The sequence below is a fragment of the Methylobacterium indicum genome (assembly GCF_001043895.1).
Taxonomy (GTDB): domain Bacteria; phylum Pseudomonadota; class Alphaproteobacteria; order Rhizobiales; family Beijerinckiaceae; genus Methylobacterium; species Methylobacterium indicum.
Genome location: NZ_JTHF01000107.1, coordinates 41,889 through 66,563 on the forward strand (window position 1 = coordinate 41,889; position 24,675 = coordinate 66,563).

A 24,675-nucleotide genomic window follows, 5' to 3' on the forward strand; every position below is an offset into this window, starting at 1 on the left:
TATTTTTGCATCATTTTCGTCGCCGAACCGGGGACCACTTCGGCGAATGATGCTTAGAAGCGGAAGGATACGACATGAGCGACGCGATCGGCGCCGGCATCCGCCGCCGCCTCGACTACGTACCGATCCACCGGCGCCCGCCCCTGGCGCTGCCGGGGGGCGCACGAATCGCTGTCTGGACCATCGTCAACGTCGAGAACTGGATGCCGACCGGCGCGATGCCGCGCGCGGTGCTGCCGCCGCCGATGGGCCAGCCGCTCCTACCCGACGTGCCGAACTGGGCCTGGCACGAATACGGGATGCGGGTCGGGTTTTGGCGCTTCCTCGAGACCCTGTCGTCCCGCGGCCTGAAGGCCAGCTTCGCGGTAAACGGCACCGCCTGCACGATCTACCGCGAGGCCTGCGAGGCGGCGCGCGACGCCGGTTGGGACTTCATGGGCCACGGCTTCGTGCAGCGCCCGATGCACAAGGTCGATGACCAGAAAGCTGCGATCCGCGACACGATCGAGGCGATCCGGGCGCTCACGGGCCGGGCGCCGCGGGGCTGGGAGAGTCCGGGCCTGACCGAGACCGACGAGACCCTCGACCTGCTCGCCGAGGCCGGCATCGAGTACGTCGCCGACTGGGTGCTCGACGACCAGCCGGTGCCTCTGCGCACCCGCGCCGGCGCGATCGTTTCGGTGCCCTATACGGTCGAGATCAACGACGTCGTCATCTCGGCGGTGCAGCAGCAGCCCTCCGACGAGATCCTGCGCCGCGGCCGCGACCAGTTCGACCGCCTCTACCTCGAAGGCGCGACGGCCCCCCGGGTGATGGCGATCTCGATCCACCCCTACCTGACCGGCGTGCCGCACCGGATCAAGTTTCTCGAACAGCTCTACGACTACATCCTCGGCCACGAGGGCGTAGTGACCTGGACCGGTGCGGAGATCCTCGACTGGTACCGCGGGCAGACCGCGCCCAGCCGCCCGCCCGCGACGGAGCCCTGACATGGCCCTGCCGAAGGTCCTGCTCGTGTCGCTCGGCGGCACGATCACCATGACGCGGTCGGAGAGCGGCGGCATCGTGCCGACCCTGAGCGCGGCCGACCTCGTCGCCGCCGTGCCCGGGATCGAGGCCGTCGCGGCGATCGAGGCGCTGTCTCCGCTGCGCAAGCCGGGCCCCTCCCTCGTCCTCGACGACCTCGTCGCCGTCGCGGCGCTGCTGCGCGAGCGGCTCGCCGGGGACGTCGACGGCGCCGTCGTCATCCAGGGTACCGACACGATCGAGGAGACGGCCTTCGTCCTCGACGCCCTGATCGGCGGCGACGAGCCGGTGGTCGTCACCGGCGCCATGCGCGGCCCGCAGGCCGCGGGCGCCGACGGACCGGCCAACCTCCTGGCGGCCACGACCGTGGCGGCGAGCACGGCGGCGCGCCGGCGGGGCGTCCTCGTCGTCCTCAACGACGAGATCCACGCCGCCCGCCTCGTCCAGAAAGCGCATACCGCCCTGCCCTCCGCCTTCCGCTCGCCCCTTGGCGGGCCAATTGGGCTGGTGATCGAGGGCGAGGCGTGCTTCCACGCCCGCACGCCGCGCCTGCCTGCGCTCGCCGGCCTCCCGTCCGGGCCGGGACGGGCCGTGGCGCTGGTGACGGCGGGCCTCGACGACGACGGACGCCTGCTCGCCGCCCTCCCCGGCCTCGGCTTCTCCGGGGCCGTCGTCGCCGGCATGGGTGTTGGTCACCTGCCGGCCGCCTTCGCACCAGTCGTCTCCGACCTCGTCGAGGCGATGCCCATCGTGCTCGCCTCCCGGGTCGAGACCGGGCCGGTCTTCGCCCGCACCTACGGCTTTCCCGGCTCCGAGATCGACGTCCTCACGCGGGGCGCGCTGTCGGCCGGCACGCTCTCGGCGCTCAAGGCGCGCCTGCTGCTGATGCTCCTGCTGCGCACCGAAGAGAACCGCGAGGCGATCGAGCGCGAATTCCGCCTCCGCGCCGTCGGCCCGCCCGCGTGACCAGCGATCGAAGCATCCGGGCGATCGCAGTCTTGAAAACGCTGCGGCGCTCCCATGGGGCCGAGGTTGATGAACTCATTCACTGATCCGTACGGATGAAGCAGCCCGATTGTTGGACCTGGCGCCGGCGAAATCGATACACGCGAAGTGCGCGGATCGTCCGAAGTGCTCGGTGATGCGATACGGTCCCGGGACGATCGTACGCTTTCCAAGCGATTGCTTCGCGATGCGGAAAGAGGCCTCGCTGAGGCGCCAAGCGGGCTTGTGATACCGTTTCCGCAAGGAATCGTCCGGAAATGGCATCACTTTCGACGATTGCACCACGAGCACGCGCGTCGTTTGAGTGAAACCGTATCGGGTATCGCGAAGCGAGCGACCGACAACCGTATGATACCAAACCCGGAAGATCGCTTCCGGATTTGGTGTCACAAGCCCGCACGGCGCTTGAGCGGGGCCGGAATTCGCATTGCGAAGCAATCAGTTGGATTTCGTATGACGAACGAGCTAGGCGGCTGGAGCACCTTCATACGGAACCTCCGGCGCGTGAGACGCGACCTCGTGATCTCGTTGCTCGTCTTGCTCGCGGCAACAACCCCTGCACCTTGGTAGCGAGTGTCCGCATCGCGCCATAAGCGGACTTCCAGCGTACAGCAGTACTTGAGCTGCTTGCCACTTGTGAGCGGACATTGCAATCGTCGGCGCACATTTTCGAAATTGAATGCTGAGGACAGCGTCGCCGTTGTCCCGATTGAATCCTTACTGGGCTTAAAGTCGGGTGGCAGTCGGCCGATCACGGTACCGCGGCAGTGATACGGCCGAGGAAGTCCCGAGTCAGTCGCGCGACATCGTCCGTAGCCTCGTCCAATGCGAAGTGCCCGGCATCAAGGAGATGAAGTTCCGCGTTCGGCATATCACGCAGATAGGCCTCTGCTCCTGGCACGATGAAGGAGGGGTCGTAGCGCCCCCAGAGGATGAGGGCCGGCCGCAGATGCTTGCGCATCCAGGCTTGCCAGGCCGGATAGGATGCGACGTTCGTGCGATAGTCGTAGAGGAGTGCCGCCTGGATCTCCCGCTCGCCCGGGCGACCCAGGATGGCGTGCTCGTCCCTCCATAAGTCCGGGTTGTAGCGCTCGGGATTGGGGCTCGTCCCGAGGTGGCGCTGCTTGGCACCCTCGAGCGAGGTAAAGGCGTCGACCTGCTCGGGATGGGACGTGGGATCGGCCCAGTACCGGGCGATGCCCCGCCACTTGGCACCGAGGCCCTCCGTGTAGGCGTTGGCATTCTGGATGATCAGCGCGCTCACCCGCTCGGGGCGGGCCATCGCCATGCGGAAGCCGACCGGACCCCCATAATCCTGCATGAAGAGCGTGTATCGTTCGAGACCGAGGTGAGCGACCAATTCCGCCATCGTCGCCGCCAAGTTGTCGAACGTGTAGGCGTATTGCGCGGGCGATGGTGCGTCGCTCTGACCGAATCCCGGGTAGTCGGGGGCGATCAGGTGGTAGCGGTCAGCGAGCAGTGGCAGCAGCGAGTCCCATTGCCGCGACGACGACGGGTAGCCGTGCAGTAGCAGGATAGTGGGCGCGTCCCGTGGACCGGCCTCGCGGTAGAAGATGCCGACGCCGTCGACCGCGACGCGATGGTACGTCGTCGTGGCCGCAATCGAGGGAAGCGGCTTAGAAGAGCTCTGACCAAGCATCAGGGCAGTGGCGGCTGCAAGGATTGTCCCTGTCGTCATGGTTCGCCTCCTTGAAGGGTCTCACGGTCCGGTTGGTGAAGAACGACGGGGACGTAGGCTGGCACGCCGAGACCCCCGCCCCACGTTCACTGCGAGCCCCCAGCGAGGTACCGGGTCGCGCCTAGCACTCAACGGAAAGCTTCCTTTCGGGGACGATTGTCTTGCCCGAACCGGCGGAAAGTCAGGATGGAGCTAGCCACGCCGTCCTGACAATCCTCTTCAGGCATGCAGGAAGTCCGCGATGGCCTCCGCGATGACAGCGGCATGGGTCTCCAGGGCGAAGTGCCCCGTGTCAAGGAACCGGATCTAGGCATCCGGGATATCGCGCCGGAACGCCTCCGCGCCGGCCGGCAGGAAGAACGGGTCGTTCCGGCCCCAGATCGCCAGCAACCTCGGCCGGTGCGTGCGGAAATAGGTCTGGAAGGCGGGGTAGAGCGCCACGTTGCTGGCATTGTCGCCGAACAGGTCGAGCTGGATCTCGTCGACCTCCGGCCGCTGGATGTACCAGGCGTCGAGGGCGCTCCCATCCGGCGAGACCAGCGACGTGTCGGGCACGCCGTGCTCGTACTGCCAGCGGATCGAGGCAGGGGTCAGCAATTCGCGCAGGGCCTGCCGGTTGGCCTCGCTCCGGTCGCGCCAGTAACGCTGGATCGGGTTCCACCCCTCGCTCAAGCCTTCCTCGTAGGCGTTGCCGTTCTGCGAGATGAGGGCGGTCACCCACTCCGGGTGCGCCATGGCCACGCGGAAGCCGGTGGGCGCGCCGTAGTCGACTTCGCGACGCCGCGCATTCGCGCATCCCTGGGTACCATCGTCGCGTACGCGTAGGAGCCGGTCCGCCGTTCGACTCGGGACGATCGTTTCCCGGGCGGCCGGACAGCCGGTCACATCATCTGCATGACGACGTCGCACCCTCGAACAGACCTGTCCGAAAGCGCGAGGGTACGAGACAGCGGCCGTACGAACGCGAGAACGGCTCATCGCGCTCTCCTCGCTCGCACGGTGAGCCGTGCATCGGTTCCGAGTGGGCCGACGCTCAGGCCTGGGCGGCCATGCGCCTCGCCACGTCGGCGGCGCTGATGCCCTCGAGCGCCAAGCCGTAGCCGGTGCCTTCCTCGACGAGCCGGCGCAGGCGCTGCGTCAGCGCGATCCGGGTGTAGCGTCCGGTGAGCGGCGGCAGCGCGGCGATGCCGTCGGCGATCTCGTGCGCCCGCGCCAGCAGCCGGTCCCGCGGGACGATCTCGTTGACGACGCCCCAATCCTGGGCAGTCCGCGCATCGAGGATCTGCCGCGTCAGCAGGAAGTACCGCCCGCGGATCGAGCCGATCACCTCCGGCCACAGGATATGCATCCCGTCGCCCGGCACGATGCCGAACTCGAAGTGCGGCTTATCCTGGAACACCGTCTCGGGCGTCGCCAGGATGATGTCGGTCAGGAGCGCGTACTCGCTGTGCAGCAGCACCGGGCCGTTGAGCGCGGCGATCATCGGCACCTCGATGTCGAGGATGTTGCCGAGCACCTTGCGGCCCTCGCGAAAAATCTTGTCGTAGCCCTGGGGCGTGAAGAAGTCGAAGCCCTCGGGGCTGATCGCGTCCATGAACGCGTCGCCCGATCCGGTCAGGATCACCGCGCGGGTGTCGCGGTCCTCGCCGATGGCGTGGAACAGGTCGACGAATTGCTCGTGGGTGTGGCCGTCGAAGACGAGCTTGCCGCCCTCGCTGTGCAGCACGACCTCCAGAACGCCGTTCGGCTTGCGGGTCAGGCGGGCATTGGGGAAGGCGTCGCGGTAGCTGTCGAAGCGGGCCATGGAGGCTGTCCTCGTTGTCGTGCCGGCCCTGGTCCGGTCGGCGTGAGGACGAGTTAAGGGCTTACACCCGGAGACGGATGACGGCGCGTAGCGATAAGGCTTATGCCGGCACGGAATGGGCGGCCGCGTCCGCCATCACCGCCTCGACGAAGCCGGCGAAGAGCCGGGCCTTGGTGCTCGCCATGCGCCCGGTGGGGAACACCGCCCACAGGTCGATGGCGGGCAGGCTCCAGGGCAGGAGCAGCCGCCGTACCGCGCCGCTCGCGAGCTCGGGGGCGAACATCCAGTCGGACGCGATGGTGAGGCCGATGTCAGCGAGGACCGCCGCGCGCAGGCCCTCGGCCGCGCTGACCCGCACGCGCCCGCGCACCGCCACCGAGATCTCGGTGCCCTCCCGGGTGAAGGCCCAGATCTCGGGCTGCTGGCTGTAGATCACCGCCTCGTGCTCGGCGAGATCCGCGGGCGCGTGCGGCTCGCCCGCCCGGGCAAGGTAGCCGGGGGTGGCGAGCACCGAGCGCGCGCCGGTCGCGAGCCGGCGCGCCACGGCAGCGGAATCCGGCAGTGCCCCCATGCGCAGGGACAGGTCGACCCCCTCGCTCACGAGGTCGATCACCCGGTCGTCGAGGATCACCTCGATGTCGAGGTCGGGATGCTGGTCGAGGAAGCGCGGCAGCATCGGGACCACGTGGAGCCGAGCGAAGGTAGTCGCCGCGGACACCCGCAGACGGCCCGCGAGCCCGGCTCCCGCGCCGCGGGCGGCGAGTTCAGCCTCGTCGGCCTCAGTGATGGCCGCCCGCGCCCGCTCGTAGAAGCGCAGGCCAGCTTCCGTCGGGCTCAGGCCGTGGGTCGAGCGGAGGAGCAGGCTGACCTGAAGCCGGTTCTCCAGCTGCGCGATCGTCTTCGAGACGGCGGGCTGGCCGACGTTGAGGAGCCGCGCGGCCCCTGAGAACGAGCCGGCCTCGACCACCCGCACGAAGGTCGCCATCGCCTGGTAGCGGTCCAAGTCGCTTCCCCCGTCAATCGTTGCTCCCGGGAGGTCATTCCTCCTGGGAATGAGCGTTATCGCCTCCGGCCGGCTGCCCCGTCCATCGCCCGAGGAGCATCACGGTGACCGTTCCCACCGCGAGAGCCGCGGTGGCCCGTCCGGAGCCCGGTTGCCATGTTCGAGGTCTACGCCTTCGCCACGCCCAACAGCATCAAGGTGCCGATCGCGCTGGAGGAACTCGGTCTCCCCTACCACCTGCACGGCGTGAACGTGCGCCGCGGCGAGCAGAAGGCGCCGGACTTCATCGCGTTGAACGCCAACGCGAAGGTGCCGGTCCTGGTCGATCCCGCTGCGGCCGGAGGCCGGTTGGTCCTGACCGAATCCGCCGCGATCCTGGTCTACCTCGCCGAGACGAGCGGCCAGCTGCTTCCGGCCGCTGGCGAGGGCCGGGCGCGGGTGTTCGAGCAGCTGTTCTTCCACGCCTCCGGGCTCGGACCGGCCTTCGGCCAGGCCGGCTTCTTCCAGCGCCAGGCTTCCGAGCCGCAGCCCCTCGCCATCGCGCGCTTCTCGGCCGAGGCGAGACGGACGCTGGCCGTGCTCGACGGCGTGCTGGCCGAGCGCTGCTTCGTCGCCGGCGACGCGTTCACGGTGGCCGACATTGCGCATTTCGGCTGGCTGTGGCGGCGCGACTTCGCGGGCGTCGGCCTCGACGACATGCCCTACGTCGCCCGCTGGTACGAGGCCGTGTCGGCGCGTCCCGCCGTGCAGCGCGCGGTCGAGCGGGTGAACGCCCTCGTCCCGCAGGCCTGACCGGGATCCGTCCTCTCTCCGCAGGCCTCTCCGCAGCTGCCCTGAGCCCGACGCGGATGGCTGGTGCCCCCAACCCTTCGTCCAGGAGCCGATCCATGACTCTCCAAGCCAAGCTCGATGCCTTCAAGGCCGATTTCCAGGCCGGCAAGCCGCCCTACAACGTCCCGCCCTCCGTGATCGAGACGATGCGAAGGGCCACTGCCGAGCTGATCGCTTCGGGAGTGGCTGCCCGCGCCCTGAAGGCCGGCGACCGGGCACCGGCCTTCACCCTCGACGATCCCGACGGGCGGCCCGTCGCCTCCGCCGACCTGCTGGCCCGCGGGCCGCTGGTGGTCAGCTTCTACCGAGGGGTGTGGTGCCCCTACTGCAACATGGAGCTCCAGGCGCTCCAGGAGGCCCTGCCGGAGTTCCGGAGGCTCGGGGCGCGCCTCGTGGCGATCTCGCCGCAGAGCGCGGCCAACAGCCGAAAATCGGTCCGCCAGAACGCGCTCGCCTTTCCGATCCTGTCGGACCCGCACAATGCGGTGGCCGCCGCCTTCGGCCTGCGCTTCGCGCTGCCCAGTTACCTGGTCGAGCTCTACAAGAGCCTAAAGAACGACCTGCCGGCGTTCAACGGCGACGAAAGCTGGAGCCTGCCGATGCCTGGACGCTTCGTGATCGGGCAGGACGGGACGATCCTCTACGCCGAGGTGAACCCGGACTACACCCGCCGGCCCGAGCCCGAGGACATGCTGCCGGTGCTCCGCAGGGCCCTCGCCGTTTCCGCCTGACCCCTCGCGCCCGGGCCGCAAGGGGCGGCCGGGCGCTCCCACAAGAAGGAAACCTGAGATGTCCCGGACCTTCCTCGTCACCGGTGCCAGCAAGGGCATCGGGCTCGCCCTCGCGCACCGTCTCGCGGGCGACGGCCATCACGTCGTCGGCCTCGCGCGCCACAGCGCCGAGGGCTTTCCCGGCACGCTGGTGGCGGCCGACCTCGCCGACGACGCCGCGACCGCGGCGATCCTCGCCGACCTGTCCCAGCGCCATGCCTTCGACGGCGTGGTCAACAATGTCGGCCTCGTGCGGCCGCAGCGGCTCGGAGCGGTCGAACTCTCGGCGCTCGACGAGGTGCTGCGCGTCAACCTCCACCCCGCGCTCCAGGCGGTGCAGGCGGCCCTGCCGGGGATGCGGCAGCGCGGCTTTGGCCGGATCGTCAACATCGCGAGCCTCACGATCCTCGGCAGCGTCGAGCGCACGGCTTATGCGGCCGCGAAAGCGGCGCTCGTCAGCTTCACCCGCTCCTGGGCGCTCGAACTCGCCGCGACCGGGATCACCGTCAACGCGGTGGCGCCGGGTCCGACCGAGACGGAGCTGTTTCGCGCCAACAACCCGCCGGGCAGCGAAGGCGAGCGGCGCTACCTCGCCGGCGTGCCGATGGGGCGGTTCGGCCGGCCCGACGAGATCGCCGCGGCCATCGCCTTCCTGATGTCGGACGGGGCGGCGTTCATGACCGGCCAGACGCTCCACGTCGATGGCGGCGCCTCGATCGGCAAGGCGGCGTTCTAAGCATCATTCGCCGAAGTGGTCACCGGTTCGGCAACGAAAATGATGCGAAAACAAGAATCTAGGCAGAGTTGCCCCGTGCAACTCTGCCTAGACATCCGTCAGCGCGTCGCGTCCGCATCGAGCTCGGTCTCCCCGCCGAGCAGCGTCAGGCACCATTCCGTGAACACCCGGACCTTGGCGGCCCGGTGGTGCCGCGACGGGTAGATCGCGTAGAGGGGAAAGGTCTCGCCCGGCCAGTCCGGGAAGATCTCGACGAGCCGGCCCTGGCCGAGGATGTGCCGGGTGCCGAGCTGCATGACCTGGGCGATGCCGGCCCCTTCGCAACAGGCACCGATCATCGTCTCGACGTCCGACACCATCAGCCGCGCCGGCTGGCGCACCGGCAGCACCTCGTCGCCGCGGCGGAACTCCCATGCGAACGGGCGTCCGGTGAGCGGGTCCTGGTAGTCGATGCAGGCGTGATCGAGGAGGTCGCGCGGATGCGCCGGGCGGCCGTGCGCCGCGAGGTAGGCGGGCGAGGCGACCGTCAGGATCCGGGTCCCCAGGAGCTTGCGGGCGGAAAACCCCACGACCGGCGGCTCGCCGAAGCGCAACGCCATGTCGAAGCCGTCGGCGACGAGGTCGCCGATCTGGTCGCGCATGATGAGTTCGAGCCGCAACTCGCGGTGGGCCTCGAGGAAGCGCGCCAGCTCGCGCGACAGGACCAGTCGCGAGAAGAAGGGATCGACGTTGACTCTCAGGCGCCCGCGCACCGTCCGGGCACTGCCCGCCGCGTCGAGCGCCGCCGCCTCGATGCCGTCGAGGAGCGGCCCGACCCGCTCCCAGAAAAGCCGCCCCTCGTCGGTGAGCCGCAGGGTCCGGGTGGTGCGATCGAGAAGGCGTACGCCGAGGCGCGCCTCCAGCCGCTGGATGGCGCGCCCCACGCCCGACTGGGTCAGCCCGAGCGCCTCGGCGGCCCGGGTCATGGTCCCGGCCTCGACCACCGCCATGAGCACCGTCACGCCGGCCAGCAGCCGGCCATCGTAGGGCATCGGGCCATGACTCCGGATCGTTCCATGACTTCAGGTCCGGATTGTTCTGACAGATCGGCGCTCATCTCGGAAGAGTTGGTGCGCCATGGAATCGGCAGCAGATTCGTAGGAGCTTCGCATGACACAGCACGCAACGGCACTCGTCGTCGGTGCCTCGCGCGGCCTCGGGCTCGCGCTCGCGGAGGAATGGCTCGGGCGCGGCTCGCGCGTGATCGCCACGGCGCGCGGTCACTCCGCAGGCCTCGACGCGCTGACAGCCCGCTTTCCCGGCAGCCTCGAGGTCGAGAGCGTCGACATCAACCAGGCCGCCACCATCCAGGCACTCCGCCGGCGGCTCGACGGACGGCGCGTCGACGTCCTGTTCGTCAACGCCGGCATCGCGCGGGCCATCGAGGCGAGCCCGGCCAGCGCGAGCGAGGCGGACTTCCTCGACATGATGCTGACCAACGCGTTCTCGCCCGTGCGCGCGGCCGAACTGTTGCGCGACCTGGTGCCGGCCGGGGGCACCATCGCGATCATGACCTCGGAACTCGGCAGCATCGCGAACGCCACGGGCGGGTGGCAGCTCTATTCCTCCAGCAAGGCCGCGCTCAACATGCTGATGAAGGGCTACGCGGCCAAGCACGCCGATGACGGGCACGCGGTGCTGCTGGTCGCCCCGGGCTGGGTGCGGACCGAGATGGGCGGCAGCGACGCGCTGCTCTCGATCGAGGAGAGCATCCCGCGCGTCGTCGACATGATCGAGGCGAACCGGGGCCGTGCGGGCCTGCGCTACGTCGACCGGTTCGGCGCGCCGCTTCCCTGGTGACCGGGTGCCGCCGACGCGACCCTGGCGGCACGGCCGCCGATGCTCTGACCGGAGGACCATCATGGCACGCATCCTCATCACCGGGTCCGCGGACGGGCTCGGCCTCATGGCCGGGCAGCACCTCGCCCGCGAAGGGCACGGGGTCGTGCTGCATGCCCGCAGCGACGCGCGCGACGAGGCGGCTTGCCGAGCGCTGCCGGAGGCGGCCGGCATCCTGATCGGCGACGTCGTGACGATCGCCGCGATGCGGGCGGTCGCCGCGCAGGCGAACGCGACCGGTCGCTTCGACGCCGTCATCCACAATGTCGGGATCGGCTACCGCGAGCCCCGCCGGATCCCGACCGCGGACGGGCTGTCCCACCTCTTCGCGATCAACGTGCTCACCCCCTACCTCCTGACTGCCCTGATCGAGCGCCCCGACCGGCGGGTCTACCTGAGCTCCGGCATGCATCCCGGGGGGGGCCGGACATGGACAACCTTCAATGGGAGCGGCGGCGCTGGAACGGGTCGCAGGCCTACGCCGAGAGCAAGTTCCTCGACGTGGCGCTCGCCTTCGGGGTTGCGCGCCGGTGGCCGGACGTGCGGGCGAACGCGCTCGAGCCGGGATGGGTCCCGACGCGGATGGGCGGTCCGGGCGCACCGGACGACCTGGCCCAGGCTCACACTACCCAGGCTTGGCCGGCCGTGAGCGACGAGCCCCTCGCCCACTCGACGGGACACTACTTCTACCACCGGGCGATGCGCGAGCCGGACCCGCTCACGCGGGACGAGGCGTGCCAGGACGCGCTTCTGGATGCCTGCGCGCGGCTGACGGGCGTCCCCTTACCGCGATGACGATCGGGCTCGGATCGACCGACGCAACCGATCGAACGGGACCTCAAAGGACACATCTCGGCCGAGCAGGCATTCGCGTTGTCCCGCAACGCGACTTCTTCCAACGACGGGCGAGTCATGCGTCGGATATGCTCGCGTATAGTCCGGTCGGCGTCCCTGGCGCACCTCCTCCCCTTCGCCGCACCAGATTTGAACGATAGCGCACGCCGGGCGTCTTTCGCGGACCCGGCTGTTTGGCGACAGTGACGTGGGATGACGACAGCGATGCTTTCGATGCTCAGACCAGGTCCGCCGCCGGTGCGGCCGCCCGCGCCCTCACTCCTCGCCGGCAGCCCGCCCGGCGTCGCCGGTTCCGGTATCCGCCAGGGGCTCTGCAAGGGGGTCGGCGCGGTTGCGGTACGTGCTCGGATCGCAGCCATAGGCCGCCTTGAAGGCGTGCGAAAAGTAGCTGCGGCTGGCGTAGCCGACGCTCTCGGCGATGACCTTCACCGGCATCGGCGACGTCGTCAGCAGCTTGGCGGCCAGTTGCAGGCGCGCCCGTTGCAGGAACTCGATCGGCCCCTCGTCGAAGGTCGCGGAGAAGCGCTCGGCGAAGCCGGTCCGGCTCAGTCCGCAGCGCGCGGCGAGGCTGTCGACGGTGTGTGGCGCGCCGGGCGCGTCGAGGATCGCCGCGATGGCGGGCACCAGCCGGGGATCGCGCAGGGCCTCGAAGATCGGCGACCGGGTCCCCTTCTCCAGGTGGACGCGGAGCAGGATCGCCAGGCACTGCTTCATCAGCGCGCTCGTCACTTCCTGCGTGCCGAGGCCGGGCCGGACCAGCTCCTCGATCATGAACGCGAAGGCGTGGCGCAGCCGGGCGTCGGCCGACAGATCCTCCGCCAGCGGACCATGCAGGCGGTCGAACAGGCCGAGCGAGCCCGCATAGCTCGCCGAGATCGACCCGCAGGCCAGGAGGATGTCCCGGCTCCCATTTCCCGCCGTGTACGCGACGAGGCCGTTGGGAAGGAGCCGCCGCACCTCCCCGCTCGTCACAGTGCTGGCCGCGTCCATGGACCCGATCGAGTAATCGACGTCGCGGGGCAGGATGATCATGCTGTTTGGGCCAAAGAGCAGCGGCGGCTGATCCGCGACCACGATCGAGCCGGAGCCCGCCAGGACGTAGTGGACGAGGAGCGCGTCGGTCAGGGCGCTCTTCGCCAGCCGCCAGCCGGTCTGGATCTCGCAGAACGCAAAGGCGTGGACCTGCACGGACAAGGTGGGCAGCAGGCTGGCGAGGACGGTGCAAGTCATGCGGCCTCCATGGATCGCTCGTCGCAACGCATTTGCGATCCATAGCGATCTATGTGACGTCGATCAAGGTATTTCCGTATAATAAATGCAAAACTATCCGTGATTTTCATGACATAAACATCGATGTATCTTCGCGCTTCCATACGATGACTTGAGGAAATGCTTCGCATCATGAGACCGAATCCTGACAGCGCCGGGCGCCGGCTGCATCCCTGGCCGGTGCGCCTCATGCACTGGACCAACGCACTGGCGATGGTCGTGCTGATCGGCTCCGGCTGGGGCATCTACAACGACTCCGTCATCATCCACGGGATCTACTTTCCCAGGACGCTCCGGATCGGCTCCTGGGCGGCCGAGAGCCTGCTCTGGCACTTCGCCGCGATGTGGCTGCTGATCGCCAACGGCGCCGCCTACCTGGCCTACGGGATCGCGACCGGGCGCCTGCACGAGCGCCTCCTGCCGATCCGCCTCCGCGACGTCGTCCAGACCCTGCGCGACACGCTCAAGCTCAAGCTCGCCCACGAGGACCTGACGACCTACAACGCCGTCCAGAAGATCCTCTACATCGTGGCGATCCTCGCCGGCATCGCTCAAGTCGTCAGCGGCTTGGCGATCTGGAAGCCGGTGCAGCTCTCCGGCCTCGTCACGCTGCTCGGCGGGTTCCAGGGCGCGCGCCTCGTCCACTTCGTCGGCATGGGCGTCCTCGTGGGCTTCCTCCTCGTCCACGTCGCGCTCGCCCTGCTGGTGCCGCGGACGCTGCGGGCGATGCTGACTGGCGGCCCCGTGCTCCGGCCGACGCCTTCCGCCGCGGCGACGGAGTCCGCCCGATGAGATCCCCTTTCCGCCCCCTCACGGTGCCGGATCCCGGCATCCTCGACGACCATCGCCCGCTCCTGCGGCGGATCGAGCGCCGAGGCTTCCTGCGCGGCGGCCTGTCGCTCGGCGCGCTCACGATGCTGACCGGCTGCGACGTGAGCGATTCGGGCGCGGTCGGCCGGGCCCTGCGCGCCGTCTCCGACCTTAACGACGGCGTCCAGGCCGCGCTGTTCGATCCGAACAAGCTCGCGCCCGAATACCCGGCGTCGATGGTGCTCAAGCCGCCGCGCTTCAACGCCTACTACGACGTCGAGGAGGTGAAACCGGTCGACGGCGACGCGTGGCGGCTCGAACTCGCCGGCTTGATCACCGACAAGCGGCCCTGGACGCGAGGCCAGATCGCGGAGCTGCCCGAGCGCGAGATCATCATCCGCCACGTCTGCGTGGAGGGCTGGGACTATATCGGCCAGTGGTCGGGCGTGCCGCTGCGCACGTTCCTCGAACGGGTCGGGGCCGACCTCACCGCCAGGTACGTCGCCTTTAAGACGGCGGACGACTACCCGAGCAGCATCGACATGGCGAGCGCGCTGCACCCCCAGACGCTGCTCGCCACCAAGTACGCCAGTGAGAGCTTGCCGGACCCCTACGGCTACCCCTTGCGGCTGCGCACGGCGGTCAAGCTCGGCTTCAAGAACCCCAAATGGATCACCGCCATTGAGGTCACCAATAGCTATCCGGGCGGGTACTGGGAGAGCCGGGGCTTCAACTGGTTTTCCGGGCTATGAGCGCCCGTCCTGCGAGCGGCCTCGCCGCCTGCCTCGCCGTCTGCCTGGTCTTGGCGCTCTCCGTCGCCGCGCAGGCGCAGACGGCGGGCCCGTCGCCGGCCCCCGACCACATGCCGGTGCCCGGCATGACCGTCCCCGACATGGCGGCGCGGGCGGCGCGGCGCTTTCCCCAGCCGGTGCGCGTCGGCGACCTCGCCGGCCGCCTGCTGCTCCAGCCGGAGGAAGCGCAGCCCGTCCTCGGCCGCGTGACGGGGCTCGTACGCCGCGGCGATGCGGTCGCGGTCGTCGTGCGCCTCGACGGGGCGTTGGGGCTGGGATGGCTCGGCCTGCAGCGGATCGATTGGAGCGGGTTCGGGCCGCGCCTGGTGGCGGTGCCGGTCGAGGCGGTGGCGCTGCTCGGCGAGCACGTCGCCCTGATGGGCCTGACGTCCGAGGGCCTGCGCGCCCTGCCGAGCGTCGCGCCCGACTCCGCCGCCGCTATCCCGCCGGACGCGACGATCCGCGTCGGGATCGTCCGGCCCTTCCACTGAACAAGCGCGGGATCCCCGCCGATGACACGACGACCCAGCCCAGAGGCGGCCGCGACCTGCGCGATCGGCGTGATGGCGAAGGCCCCGCAGAGCGGCCGCTCCAAGACGCGGCTGTGCCCGCCGCTGACCCCGAACGAGGCCGCGTCCTTGAGCGCCGCCTTCCTGCGCGACACGACCGACACCCTCGCGCGGGCGGCGCGATCCGCTCCGATCAGTCCTTACGCGGCCTACGCCCCGCCGGGGGCCGAGGCCCTGGTCGCCTCCCACATCACGCCCGGAACCGCCCTCGTGCTGGCGGACGGCACCGCGCCGGCTCCGGCGGCGGTCGCGGGATTCGGCCGCTGTCTGCTCCAGGCCGTCCAGGGCATGCTCGATCGCGGCCACGCGGCGGCCTGCGTGCTCAGCGCCGACGTGCCGACCCTGCCGGCGCGGCTCCTGGTCGAGGCGGCCCGGACCCTGCTCGCGCCGGGCGACCGGGGCGTGCTCGGCGCCTGCGATGACGGCGGCTACTACCTCCTCGGCCTCAAGCGGGCCCATGCCCACCTGTTCGCCGAGATCGCATGGAGCACCGCGTTCGTCGCCGACGCGACCCGGGCCCGGGCCCGCGAGATCGGCCTCGACCTCGTCGAGCTGGAGCCGTGGTACGACGTCGACGACGCGGCCTCGCTCGCGCGTCTCGCAGCCGAGACCGCCGGCGCCCCGGCGCCGGTGACCCGCGCCGCCCTGGCGCGCCTCGCCCGTGAGGCCGTGCCGGCATGATCCGAGTCCTCGCCGACCCGGGCGGGCGGCTCGCGGCGCTGGGAATCCTGCTCGCCGGCATCAATCTCGGCGCGCTCGCCCTTCACGTCCCGGGCGCCGACACCGTCGGCTCGCCGGCCCGCGCCAACGCCTTCGTCGGCGTGGTCGCGCTCGGTCTCGTCGTCTACCTCCTCGCCGTGCGCCTGGTGCTGCGCGAGCGGCTGCCCCGCGCGGCCGTTTGGATGATCCTCGGCCTCGCCGTGGCGATGCGCGCCGCGCTGCTGCCGGCACCGCCCTTCCTGTCGAGCGACATCTACCGCTACGTCTGGGACGGGCAGGTCCAGGGTGCCGGCATCAACCCGTACCGCTACGTTCCGGCCGACCCGGCCCTGGAGCCCTTGCGCGATCCGGCGATCTACCCGCTGATCAACCGCAAGGACTACGCCCACACGATCTACCCGCCCGCCGCGCAAGCGGTCTTCGCCGCCGTCGGGCAGGTCTCCCGGAGCGTCACCGGGATGAAGCTCGCGATGCTGGGCTTCGAGGCGATGAGCATCCTGACGATGCTCGCAGTGCTGCGCAGCGCCGGCCTGCCGCCGGAGCGCATCCTGATCTACGCCTGGAACCCGCTCGCCCTGTGGTCCTTCGCCTGCGACGGGCACGTCGACGCTGTGGCGGTCGGCCTCCTCGGGCTGGCGCTGCTCGCGCGCACCCGCCGTCGCGACGGACTCGCGGGCGCCCTCCTGGCCGTGGCGACGCTGGTGAAGGTACTGCCGCTCGCGGTCGCGCCCGCCTTCGTGCGCGGCGGCCGGCTGTGGCGGCCCGTGCTCGCCGGGATCGCGGTCATCATCGTCCTCTACCTGCCCTATCTCGGCGTCGGCTGGGGCGTGCTCGGCTTTGCCGGGTCCTACGGGACGGAAGAAGGCTACGACACCGGCGCGGGCTACTGGCTGCTCGCCGGGCTCGGCCATCTCGGCTTCAGCCCCCCGGGCCTCGTGCGGGCCTACCTCCTGTGCGCCGGCCTGGCGCTCGCCGCCCTCGCGCTTCGGATCGCCTTCGGGCGGAACGACAGGCCCGGCACGGCCGACGCCGTCGCCCTGTGCCGCGACGCCGGGATCCTGGCGGCGCTGGCGACCTGCGCGGCGAGCCCGCACTACGCCTGGTACTATCCCTGGCTGACGCTGCCCGCGGTCGTCGCGCCGCTTCCGGCCGTGATCTGGCTCGGCGCGGCGCCCCTGCTGCTGCTCATCGACCCGTTCGACGACCGCTTCCTCTGGCCGGCGCTCGTCTTCGTGCCGGGCCTCGTCCTGGCCGCCCGCGCGGCGTGGCAGGCCCGCAGGCCGCGCCCGGCCGCCCTCCTCCCCCAAGGAACCGCCCGATGACCGCCTCCGCCGCCCTTAAGGATCCGCGCCGCTACTTCGAGGAGATCGGCGCCGCGCGCACGGCCGAGGCCGTCGCGCCGCCGGTCTGCCTCTACCTGGAGGTCACGAACCGTTGCAACCTTCTGTGCGAGACCTGCCCGCGCACCTTCGAGACCCTGGAACCCCCGGCCGACATGAGCTGGGAACTGTTCACCCGGATCGTCGACCAGGTGCCGAACATCGCCCGGGTCGTGCTCCACGGCGTCGGCGAGCCGATGCTGGTGCCGGCGCTGCCGCGCATGATCCGCTACCTCAAGGACCGCGGCACCTACGTCCTGTTCAACACCAACGGCACCCTGCTGCAGCCGAAGCGGTTCGGGACGCTGATCGAGACCGGGCTCGACGAGCTGCGCGTCTCCCTCGACGCCGCCGACCAGGCCTCGTATCTCAGGGTGCGCGGCAAGGACTTCTTCGACCGCATCGTGCGCGACGTCGGACAGTTCGTCGCCTACCAGAAGGCGACCGGCGCCACGACGCCCCGCGTGTCGCTCTGGCTCACCGGCCTCAAGGAAACCGTCGACCAGTTGCCCGCCTTCGTGCGGCTGGCCGCCGCGATGGGCGTGACCGAGGTGCATCTCCAGCGCCTGGTCTTCGATGAAGCGGGCTACGGCATGGCCCGGGCCGACCTGTCGCTGTTCGAGAGCGCGCGGTCGGAGGAGAGTGCGTCCATCGCCGAGGCGGAGGCGCTCGGCCGCTCGCTGGGGGTGACGCTCGACGCCTCGGGGGCGACCGAGCCCGGGATCAGCCTCAGGAAGCAGGACGACCGGGCCTGGGCGACCTGCCGCCGGCCGTGGTCGCTGATGTACTTCACCGCCCATGGCCGGGCGCTGCCCTGCTGCATCGCGCCGTTCTCGGTGCGCGGCTACTCGCACTACACGCTCGGCGACGCCACCCAGGCCACGTTGCGGGAGATCTGGAACGGCGAGGCCTATCGCGACTTCCGCGCGGCGCTCCTCTCCGACGCGCCACCGAGCCCGTGCCGCAATTGCGGCCTGCGCTGGAGCCTGTGAGCCGATGCACCCGGTCAGCATCGTCATCCCAACCCTGAACGAGGCCGAGGCGATCGGCGCGGTCATCCGCGAGATCCCGCGGATTTTCGCGGGCGACGTCATAGTGGCGGATGGCGGCTCGACGGACGGCACCAGGGGCGTCGCCCGGGCCGCCGGCGCCCGGGTGGTCGAGGCCGGCCGCGGCTACGGCCGGGCCTGCGCGCTCGGGGCGGAGGCGGCCGATCCCGGCAGCCGCGTCATCGTCTTCCTCGACGGCGACGGGGCCGACCGGGTGGACCTGATCGAGGCGATCGCCGGCCCGGTGCTCGCCGGCACCCAGGACCTCGTCCTCGCCTCCCGGACCCTCGGCCACCGCGAGCCCGGCGCGATGCTCTGGCACCAGGTGCTCGCCGGGCGTCTCGCGGGACTCGGTATCGGCCTGCGCTACGGCGTGCGGTACACCGACATGTGCGCCTTCCGGGCCATCGATCGTGCCGCGCTCCGGGCCTTGTGCCTGCGCGAGACGACCTACGGCTGGAACATCGAGATGCAGTTGCAGGCCGCCCGCGCGGGCTTGCGCGTCCTGGAGGTGCCGATGTCCTACCGGCGCCGGATCGGGGGCGCATCGAAGGTCGCGGGGTCGTTGTCCGGGACGCTGCGGGCCTCGGCGCGCATCGGCGCGACCTACCTGCGCGTCGCCACCCGTCCGGCGCCGCGCGCGTGAGGATCGCTGTGGAACTCGACGCGGACGCCTCGACCGACCGCTGGATCGACGACGTGCAGGAGGAGGCTGGGATCGACCGGCGGGAAGGCGGTGGCCCGCCCTCCCGGTCCTTCGCCATGGCGGATTACCTGAACCGCTGGTCGGCTTGTGCGCATCTCGATCTCGCGGCGTCCGATTCACAGCCGCTCTCGCTATCCACGCTGCTGCGCCTCGCCGGCCCGGACGACCGCTTGCGCTGGCGGAGCACCGGTCTGGGCTACGCCGATCCGCGCGGCTCCCTCCGGCTGCGCAAGGCGATCGCCGCCCGCTACGCGACAGCCGGGGCGGACGACGTGCTCGTCGGTGCGGGCGCGCAGGAGACGATGGCGTGCATCCTCCATGCGCTGCTGGCGCCCGACGACCACGCCGTGGTGGTGGTGCCGATCTACCAGCCCCTGGAACTCGTCGTGACGGGCCTGTGTGCCGCGGACGGGGTCGCCCTGTCCAAGGACCGGGCCTGGAGCCTCGACCTCGACCGCCTCGCCGCGGCCTTGCGCCCGAACACGCGGCTGGTTCTGACGAACTTCCCCAACAGTCCGACCGGCGCGACCCTGGACCGGCCGACCCTGGACGGCCTGATCGCCCTCTGCTGCCGGTATGGCCTCTGGCTCGTCAACGACGAGGTCTACCGCCAGACCGACCCCGGCCCGGACAGGGCCGTTCCGCCCGTCGTGGACCTCTACGAGCGCGGGATCTCGATCAACGGGCTGTCGAAGGGGTTCGGGCTGCCGGGCCTGCGCGTCGGCTGGGCCGCCTGCCGAGACCGCGCCGTCCTCGGCCGCGCCCTCGCAGCCAAGAACCTGCTGTCGAGCTGCCTTGCAGCTCCGAGCGAGATCCTGGGCGAGATCGCGTTGCGGGCCGAGCATCGCATCACCGATCGCGCCCGCGCGATAGGACGGCGCAACCATCGCCGCCTGCGCGCTCTGCTCGATCGCCATTCCGAAGTCTTCGAGGCGGACGAACCAAGGAATCTCGCCTTCGCGTATCCGCGGTTTCGCGGGCGTGAGGGGGCGACCGATTTCGCGCGGACGCTCGCATCCGAGGCCGGCCTTCTCGTCCTGCCGTCAGTTCTATGGCGCTCGTCTCTGGCGCCGATCCCCGAAGACCGTCTGCGTCTCGGCCTCGGTCGTATCAGGAGCTTTGCGGCGCTTGGGGTACTTGAGAAGCATCTGCTCCGGCATGCTCGGTAAGGAGTGCGGTCCATCCGCCGCTATACTCTTCGAAGCGGACCTTTGAGATAGGTCAGATAAATGTCTGCATGGGGTCACGAGTCAGCATCCGTCCATTCAGAATCTTCCGACACCGGTTGTCGATCGCCAGAACGCCACAGCTTGATCGACCGCCACGCAAGAAGCAGTCTGGAAGGCAGCGGTCCCCCGAGCGCGGGGGTGATCCGCCAGGGCGCCGGAGACAAAGAGTTCGCGACACGCTTTACAGCGACAGACCTTCCGCCCATCCGAGATAATCTACGGCCTGTGCATCGAGGTCGTCGCGTGGTCGAAAGCCCGTCTCTGCGGCGATGCAGTGAGTTGCCATTGCCGCCCGATCTTGCGCGAGATTGTAGCGAATAGCGGGCTCCTCACCCTCTCGGGCAAGGCGCCAGTCGGTTTGCAGCCCGGCCCGGCCGAGTGCAACGCACCACTGCGGCAAATCGCTCGTCCGGCCAGCTCCGAGATTGTAGAGCGTACGGGTGAGCTTATTGCTCAGCAGGAGCTTGACAAGGCCGGCGGCGGCATCCCGTGAATAGAGCCAGTCCGCGGGCATCGGGCGCGGCAGGACGATTGACCGGCCGCCGCGGGCGGCGGCGAGGATCTGCTGGTGCGGACTCATCGCGTCGCGCAGGCCGGTCGCGTATTCCCACGGCCCGAAGACCGGGCCGAGACGGGCCACCCTCGTGTCCAGCTTGTACAGAGCGCCCAGGCGCAAAGCCGTCTGCTCGGCGGCGAGCTTGGAGATGCCGTAGAGGGTCGCCGGCGCCGGAGCCGAGCCCGCCTCCTCGTAGAAGCACGAGGCGGCAGGCGGGGAGAAGCCGTAGACGGCGACCGAACTGAGGACGACGACCCGTGCGAGGCCGCACTCCGCAGCGCACGCGACGGCATTGGCCGTGCCACCGATGTTGACCTCGAGGATGGTGCGGGCCTCGCGCAACTCCCGCTCCGGTCCCGGCGTGATCGCGGCGGCATGGACGAGATGGGTCGCCCCGCTCGCAGCGAGCGCCGCACCCAGCGCATCGGCCGAGCGGATATCGCCCGTGACGATGCGCAAGCGGTCGCAGGCCACCCGTTCGGCCAGCGCGTCGGGCGGTGCCGCGGCGGAGAAGAGGCAGACCTCCGCACCGTCCGCCAGCAGCTTTTCCGCCAGGGCGAGGCCGACGAAGCCGCTGCCGCCGGTGATCAGGACCTTCATGGTCGCGGCCGTGCTGCAAGGCATGATCGATCCCCTTCCCACTTTAGCGCTGCATCTGCGCGCGCCGCTCCAGCACTGCGACCCAGCGTGCGAAAGGCCAGAGCAGCACGACGTAGATCGCCGCGGCCGCCATCAGCGGCGTCGGGTTGTAGGTCTGCTCCTGGGCGACGCGGGCCGAGCGCAGCAGCTCCGGCAGCGCGACGAGGGCCGCGATGGATGTGGTCTTGACCAGTTCGAGCGAGTTGCTGGCGAAGGGGGCCAGCGCCTTGCGCAGCGCCTGGGGCAGAATGATGAGAGCGATCACGTGCCGGCCGCGCAGGCCGAGCGACCGGCCCGCCTCGATCTGCCCCATGGGTATGGATTCGATGCCGGCGCGGAAAATCTCACCGAAATACCCAGAATTGTTCAGGGCGATCGCCAGAACCGCCGCAGTGAAACCGCTCAGCTTGAAGCCAAGGAGCGGCAGCCCATAGAAGATCAGCACGAGCAACACCACCACCGGAAAGGCCCGCACGAAATCGATATAGCCGATCAAAAAAATATTCAGCACGCGATTGTGGAATGAACAGGCGATCGCCAGTGCCAGTCCCCACAAGATCGAGAGCGGCAGCGTGACGACCGCCAACAGAACCGTCAATTGCAGGCCTTGCAACAGGAGCGGATAGACCTGCAGCAGTGAGTCGAGGTTGAGAAAATTTTCGGCAAAGAGCTCGATCATAGTCCCGTCCTCAATGCCCCGGCCCGAAACGCCTCTCGACCATCCGGCTGAGCGCGACGAGGGGGATGAACAGCGCCAGGTAGAAGAGCGCCGCCAACGTCAGCGGCGACGGGTTGGCGACGATCGCCATGACGCTCTGCGCCTGGCCGAGCGTCTCCGGCAAGGAGACGGCCGTTCCCAGGGCCGTGCCTTTGCCGATGGCGATCGCCCGATTGGTCAGCATCGGCAACGCCAGTCGGATCGCCTGGGGGAGGACGACCAGCGCCAGCACATGGCGCGGCCGCAATCCGAGCGCCCGGGCGGCGTCGCTCTGGCCACGCGGGACGGTGAGCATCGCCGACCAGAAGATCTCCGCCGCGAAGGCCGACAGGATCATGCCCAGCGCCAGGACCATCGTGACGAAGGGCGACAGCGCGAGCCCGGCATAGGGCAGCCCGAAATAGATAACGATGATAACGACAAGTTGCGGCAGCGTCCGGAAGGCATCCACATAGATAACGATTAACAGATCGACCGCGCGGATGCGTAGCGTGCGCAGCAAGGCCAGCCCGAGTCCGGCCGAAAGTCCGGAAATGATGACCAGCAGGGTGACCAGCACGGTGATGCCGAACCCTCGCAGCACGGCGGGAAAGGCCTCCGCCATGACCTGCAGATTGAAGTAGTTGTCGGCGATCCGGTCCATGCTGCGCTCGGACGAGTCGGGAGACGGGAACCGCGGCCTCGCTTCCGACGATGCTGGAGACTTGGCCGCTCATGGCCGGGTGCTGAACACGAGACGGCTTCGATGCGCGGGCGAGCGCCCCGCTCCCGGCCGGTCACGTGCAGGCGCGAGCATGCGGCGCCGGATCGTAATTCTTGAAACCCGGCGCGCCGTAGCCGGGATAGACGACGTCGATCGATGTTCCCTTCTCGGGCGCGGTGCCGTACCACTTCTCGTAGAGTTTCGCGAGCCAACCCTCGGCCTTCAGGCACTCGATCACAGCGTCGACCTTGTTGCGGTACTCCACGCTCTCGAGCCGGAACGCATAGCCGAAATTGCGACCGTTGAAGTCTTTGAACGCGACGGTGAGAGCCTTGTTGCGGCTGGCAGCATAGACCGTGGTCGGGATTTCATTCAGCGCGGCGAAGGAGCGCCGGGTGATCACCGACTGGACCGTATCGGGGAAGCTGTCGTAGCGCTGAACCTCGAAGCCATACTTCTCGGCATTCGCGGTAGCCCAGGTATCCGAGATCGTGCCGCGATTGACCGAGACCGACTTGCCCTTGAGGTCCTCGAACCCTTTCATCGTCTCGCCAGCGCGCGTCAGGAATCCGTTTCCGGTGGCGAAGAACGGTTCGGTGAACAGCATGCGCTCGGCCCGCTCCGCCGTGATGTTCAGCGGATTCACCGTGAACTCGATGCGCTTGGCAAAGAGTGCGGCAAACAGCCCGGAGAACGGCACGTCGACGATCTCGACGCCGGGACGCCCGAGCCGTTTGGCGATCTCGACGATGAGGTCGTGGCCGAAGCCCTCGGGACCGTTGGCGCCTCGCATGATCCACGGCGCGACGCCGAAATCTGTTCCGACGACGAGAGTCTTGCCGCCCGGGTGATCCGCCTCCTGGGCGAGGGCGGGCCAAGCGGCGAGGCCGAGCACGATCGTGGCCGCTGCGACCCGGCAGCAAAGACGTCCGATCATCGTTGATCCCTTATCGTGGTGGTGCTTCGAAGGCGCGTCTCAGACGGCAGGCGGATGCATCTCGCGCCAGTGGCGGGCGATCTCGACGCGTCGGCAGACCCAGACATCCTCATGCCGCAGCACGTGATCGAGGAAGCGTTCGAGCCCGGCCGCACGCCCGGGATGCCCGGCGATCCGCAGATGCAGGCCGACGGACATCATCCGCGGCTGCTGTGCGCCCTCGCGATGAAGCATGTCGAAGCTGTCCCGCAGGCTCTCGAAGAAGTCGTTCGCCGTCGCGGCGTGACCGGTGATGAACTTCGCGTCGTTGGTCACGAGGCTGTAGGGCACGACGAGATGGTTCCGCCCCAGAACACGTGTCCAGTATGGGATTTCATCGTTGTAGGCGTCGGAATCGTAGAGAAACGAGCTGTTCTCGACGAGAAGCCGCCGCGTATTGACGCTCGGACCGTATCGGCAGTACCAGCCGTCAGGTCCCTGCCCCAGCGTGCGTTTCAGGCTCTCGACTGTCCGCGCGATCCGCGCCCGCTCCTCGTCCTCGCTCAGGCCCTGGTGGCGTTCCCAGCGCCAGCCGTGGGCGCAGACGTCGTAGCCCCGCGCCACGATCTCGGAGCAGGCCGCCGGGTTGCGCTCCAGGGCGAGCGCGCAGGCGAAGACCGTTGCCGGCAGGCCGCGCTCCGCGAGCAGGCGGTTGATGCGCCAGAAGCCGACGCGGCTGCCGTACTCGAACATCGACTCGGCGGCGAGGTCACGGCCTACGAAGCCCCCTCCTCCCTCGGTGAGGCGCGTCTCGCTCAGACCGTCCCCATCCGGAAAGGAGGCTTCGGATCCCTCCTCGAAATTGATGGCGAGGTTGAGCGCGAGCCGGGCGCCGTCGGGCCAGCGCGGGTGCGGCGGCGTCGCACCATAGCCGGTGAAATCGCGCGCGAGATGGGTATCCCGGTTCATCTGTCGGTGTCTCCGGCGAGCGCCAGCACCGGGCTGACGACGACG

General features: G+C 69.5%; 24 protein-coding genes and 2 pseudogenes. 15 read left to right on the top strand and 11 right to left on the bottom strand.

Annotated features, from left to right (window positions below; translation table 11 throughout):
- Positions 1-74 precede the first annotated feature (74 nt).
- Both QR78_RS12920 and QR78_RS12925 read left to right on the top strand, forming a co-directional pair.
- A complete protein-coding gene (locus QR78_RS12920; RefSeq protein WP_048427934.1) occupies positions 75-989 on the top strand; it encodes a polysaccharide deacetylase family protein in 915 nt (304 codons plus the stop codon).
- A 1-nt stretch (position 990) separates the two neighbouring features.
- The gene (locus QR78_RS12925) at positions 991-1,992 is read left to right on the top strand and encodes an asparaginase (protein WP_048427935.1); all 1,002 of its coding nucleotides are present in this window, start codon (positions 991-993) and stop codon (positions 1,990-1,992) included.
- Positions 1,993-2,782: 790 nt separating this feature from the next.
- On the opposite strand, the gene QR78_RS12930 is transcribed toward QR78_RS12925, so the two are convergent.
- The 4 genes and pseudogenes from QR78_RS12930 to QR78_RS12945 form a co-directional block, all read right to left on the bottom strand.
- Positions 2,783-3,730: an alpha/beta fold hydrolase gene (locus QR78_RS12930; RefSeq protein WP_048427936.1), complete on the bottom strand. Its 948-nt coding sequence runs from the start codon at positions 3,728-3,730 to the stop codon at positions 2,783-2,785.
- 219 nt (positions 3,731-3,949) lie between these two features.
- Positions 3,950-4,498, bottom strand: a pseudogene (locus tag QR78_RS12935) (alpha/beta hydrolase); the annotation flags it as partial.
- 265 nt (positions 4,499-4,763) lie between these two features.
- Positions 4,764-5,534 (bottom strand): enoyl-CoA hydratase/isomerase family protein, encoded by a 771-nt coding sequence (locus QR78_RS12940; protein WP_048427937.1) that lies wholly within the window; start codon positions 5,532-5,534, stop codon positions 4,764-4,766.
- 100 nt (positions 5,535-5,634) lie between these two features.
- Positions 5,635-6,537 (bottom strand): LysR family transcriptional regulator, encoded by a 903-nt coding sequence (locus QR78_RS12945; RefSeq protein WP_048427938.1) that lies wholly within the window; start codon positions 6,535-6,537, stop codon positions 5,635-5,637.
- A 156-nt stretch (positions 6,538-6,693) separates the two neighbouring features.
- On the opposite strand from QR78_RS12945, the gene QR78_RS12950 reads away from it, so the two are divergent.
- From QR78_RS12950 to QR78_RS12960, 3 genes are all read left to right on the top strand, one after another.
- Positions 6,694-7,329 (top strand): glutathione S-transferase family protein, encoded by a 636-nt coding sequence (locus QR78_RS12950; RefSeq protein WP_048427939.1) that lies wholly within the window; start codon positions 6,694-6,696, stop codon positions 7,327-7,329.
- Positions 7,330-7,424: 95 nt separating this feature from the next.
- On the top strand, positions 7,425-8,099 hold the full coding sequence (locus QR78_RS12955) for a peroxiredoxin-like family protein (RefSeq protein WP_048427940.1): 675 nt from the start codon (positions 7,425-7,427) through the stop codon (positions 8,097-8,099).
- Positions 8,100-8,157: 58 nt separating this feature from the next.
- Positions 8,158-8,874 carry an SDR family oxidoreductase gene (locus QR78_RS12960; RefSeq protein ID WP_048427941.1) on the top strand — a complete coding sequence of 239 codons (717 nt, stop codon included), beginning with the start codon at positions 8,158-8,160 and terminating at the stop codon, positions 8,872-8,874.
- 98 nt (positions 8,875-8,972) lie between these two features.
- On the opposite strand, the gene QR78_RS12965 is transcribed toward QR78_RS12960, so the two are convergent.
- Complete coding sequence (locus QR78_RS12965; RefSeq protein ID WP_048427942.1) at positions 8,973-9,905, bottom strand: LysR family transcriptional regulator; 933 nt, start codon at positions 9,903-9,905, stop codon at positions 8,973-8,975.
- Positions 9,906-10,023: 118 nt separating this feature from the next.
- On the opposite strand from QR78_RS12965, the gene QR78_RS12970 reads away from it, so the two are divergent.
- Both QR78_RS12970 and QR78_RS12975 read left to right on the top strand, forming a co-directional pair.
- Entirely contained in the window at positions 10,024-10,713 is a 690-nt protein-coding gene (locus QR78_RS12970; protein WP_048427943.1) for an SDR family NAD(P)-dependent oxidoreductase, read from the top strand.
- Between the two features lie 61 nt (positions 10,714-10,774).
- Positions 10,775-11,547 (top strand): annotated as a pseudogene (locus QR78_RS12975) (SDR family NAD(P)-dependent oxidoreductase).
- Positions 11,548-11,862: 315 nt separating this feature from the next.
- Here QR78_RS12975 and QR78_RS12980 read toward each other — a convergent pair.
- The gene (locus QR78_RS12980) at positions 11,863-12,837 is read right to left on the bottom strand and encodes an AraC family transcriptional regulator (RefSeq protein ID WP_048427944.1); all 975 of its coding nucleotides are present in this window, start codon (positions 12,835-12,837) and stop codon (positions 11,863-11,865) included.
- A gap of 171 nt (positions 12,838-13,008) precedes the next feature.
- Here QR78_RS12980 and QR78_RS12985 point away from each other — a divergent pair, with 171 nt between their 5' ends.
- The 8 genes from QR78_RS12985 (at position 13,009) to QR78_RS13020 (ending at position 20,069) form a co-directional block, all read left to right on the top strand.
- Positions 13,009-13,668 (top strand): cytochrome b/b6 domain-containing protein, encoded by a 660-nt coding sequence (locus QR78_RS12985; protein ID WP_048427958.1) that lies wholly within the window; start codon positions 13,009-13,011, stop codon positions 13,666-13,668.
- Positions 13,665-14,438 (top strand): molybdopterin-dependent oxidoreductase, encoded by a 774-nt coding sequence (locus tag QR78_RS12990; RefSeq protein WP_048427945.1) that lies wholly within the window; start codon positions 13,665-13,667, stop codon positions 14,436-14,438. Before QR78_RS12985 ends, QR78_RS12990 begins: the two co-directional genes overlap by 4 nt.
- Positions 14,435-14,968: a hypothetical protein gene (locus tag QR78_RS12995; RefSeq protein WP_048427946.1), complete on the top strand. Its 534-nt coding sequence runs from the start codon at positions 14,435-14,437 to the stop codon at positions 14,966-14,968. The genes QR78_RS12990 and QR78_RS12995 overlap by 4 nt, the downstream gene beginning before the upstream one ends.
- Positions 14,969-14,989: 21 nt before the next feature.
- A complete protein-coding gene (locus tag QR78_RS13000; RefSeq protein WP_048427947.1) occupies positions 14,990-15,727 on the top strand; it encodes a TIGR04282 family arsenosugar biosynthesis glycosyltransferase in 738 nt (245 codons plus the stop codon).
- Positions 15,724-17,088 (top strand): MptA/MptB family glycosyltransferase, encoded by a 1,365-nt coding sequence (locus QR78_RS13005; RefSeq protein ID WP_048427948.1) that lies wholly within the window; start codon positions 15,724-15,726, stop codon positions 17,086-17,088. The genes QR78_RS13000 and QR78_RS13005 overlap by 4 nt, the downstream gene beginning before the upstream one ends.
- On the top strand, positions 17,085-18,137 hold the full coding sequence (locus QR78_RS13010) for a radical SAM/SPASM domain-containing protein (RefSeq protein ID WP_048427949.1): 1,053 nt from the start codon (positions 17,085-17,087) through the stop codon (positions 18,135-18,137). Before QR78_RS13005 ends, QR78_RS13010 begins: the two co-directional genes overlap by 4 nt.
- Before the next feature lie 4 nt (positions 18,138-18,141).
- On the top strand, positions 18,142-18,840 hold the full coding sequence (locus tag QR78_RS13015; RefSeq protein WP_048427950.1) for a glycosyltransferase family 2 protein: 699 nt from the start codon (positions 18,142-18,144) through the stop codon (positions 18,838-18,840).
- A 116-nt stretch (positions 18,841-18,956) separates the two neighbouring features.
- A complete protein-coding gene (locus QR78_RS13020; protein WP_048427959.1) occupies positions 18,957-20,069 on the top strand; it encodes a pyridoxal phosphate-dependent aminotransferase in 1,113 nt (370 codons plus the stop codon).
- 241 nt (positions 20,070-20,310) lie between these two features.
- Here QR78_RS13020 and QR78_RS13025 read toward each other — a convergent pair whose 3' ends face one another.
- From QR78_RS13025 to QR78_RS13045, 5 genes are all read right to left on the bottom strand, one after another.
- On the bottom strand, positions 20,311-21,285 hold the full coding sequence (locus QR78_RS13025; RefSeq protein ID WP_053220905.1) for an NAD-dependent epimerase/dehydratase family protein: 975 nt from the start codon (positions 21,283-21,285) through the stop codon (positions 20,311-20,313).
- Positions 21,286-21,328: 43 nt separating this feature from the next.
- Positions 21,329-22,003, bottom strand: coding sequence for an amino acid ABC transporter permease (locus tag QR78_RS13030; protein WP_089504113.1), 675 nt, complete (start codon positions 22,001-22,003; stop codon positions 21,329-21,331).
- A gap of 10 nt (positions 22,004-22,013) precedes the next feature.
- Positions 22,014-22,685, bottom strand: coding sequence for an amino acid ABC transporter permease (locus QR78_RS13035; RefSeq protein ID WP_048427951.1), 672 nt, complete (start codon positions 22,683-22,685; stop codon positions 22,014-22,016).
- A gap of 133 nt (positions 22,686-22,818) precedes the next feature.
- The gene (locus QR78_RS13040; RefSeq protein WP_244276324.1) at positions 22,819-23,640 is read right to left on the bottom strand and encodes a substrate-binding periplasmic protein; all 822 of its coding nucleotides are present in this window, start codon (positions 23,638-23,640) and stop codon (positions 22,819-22,821) included.
- A gap of 81 nt (positions 23,641-23,721) precedes the next feature.
- A partial coding sequence (locus tag QR78_RS13045; protein ID WP_342029890.1) for an allantoinase PuuE occupies positions 23,722-24,675 on the bottom strand: 954 nt, incomplete at its 5' end.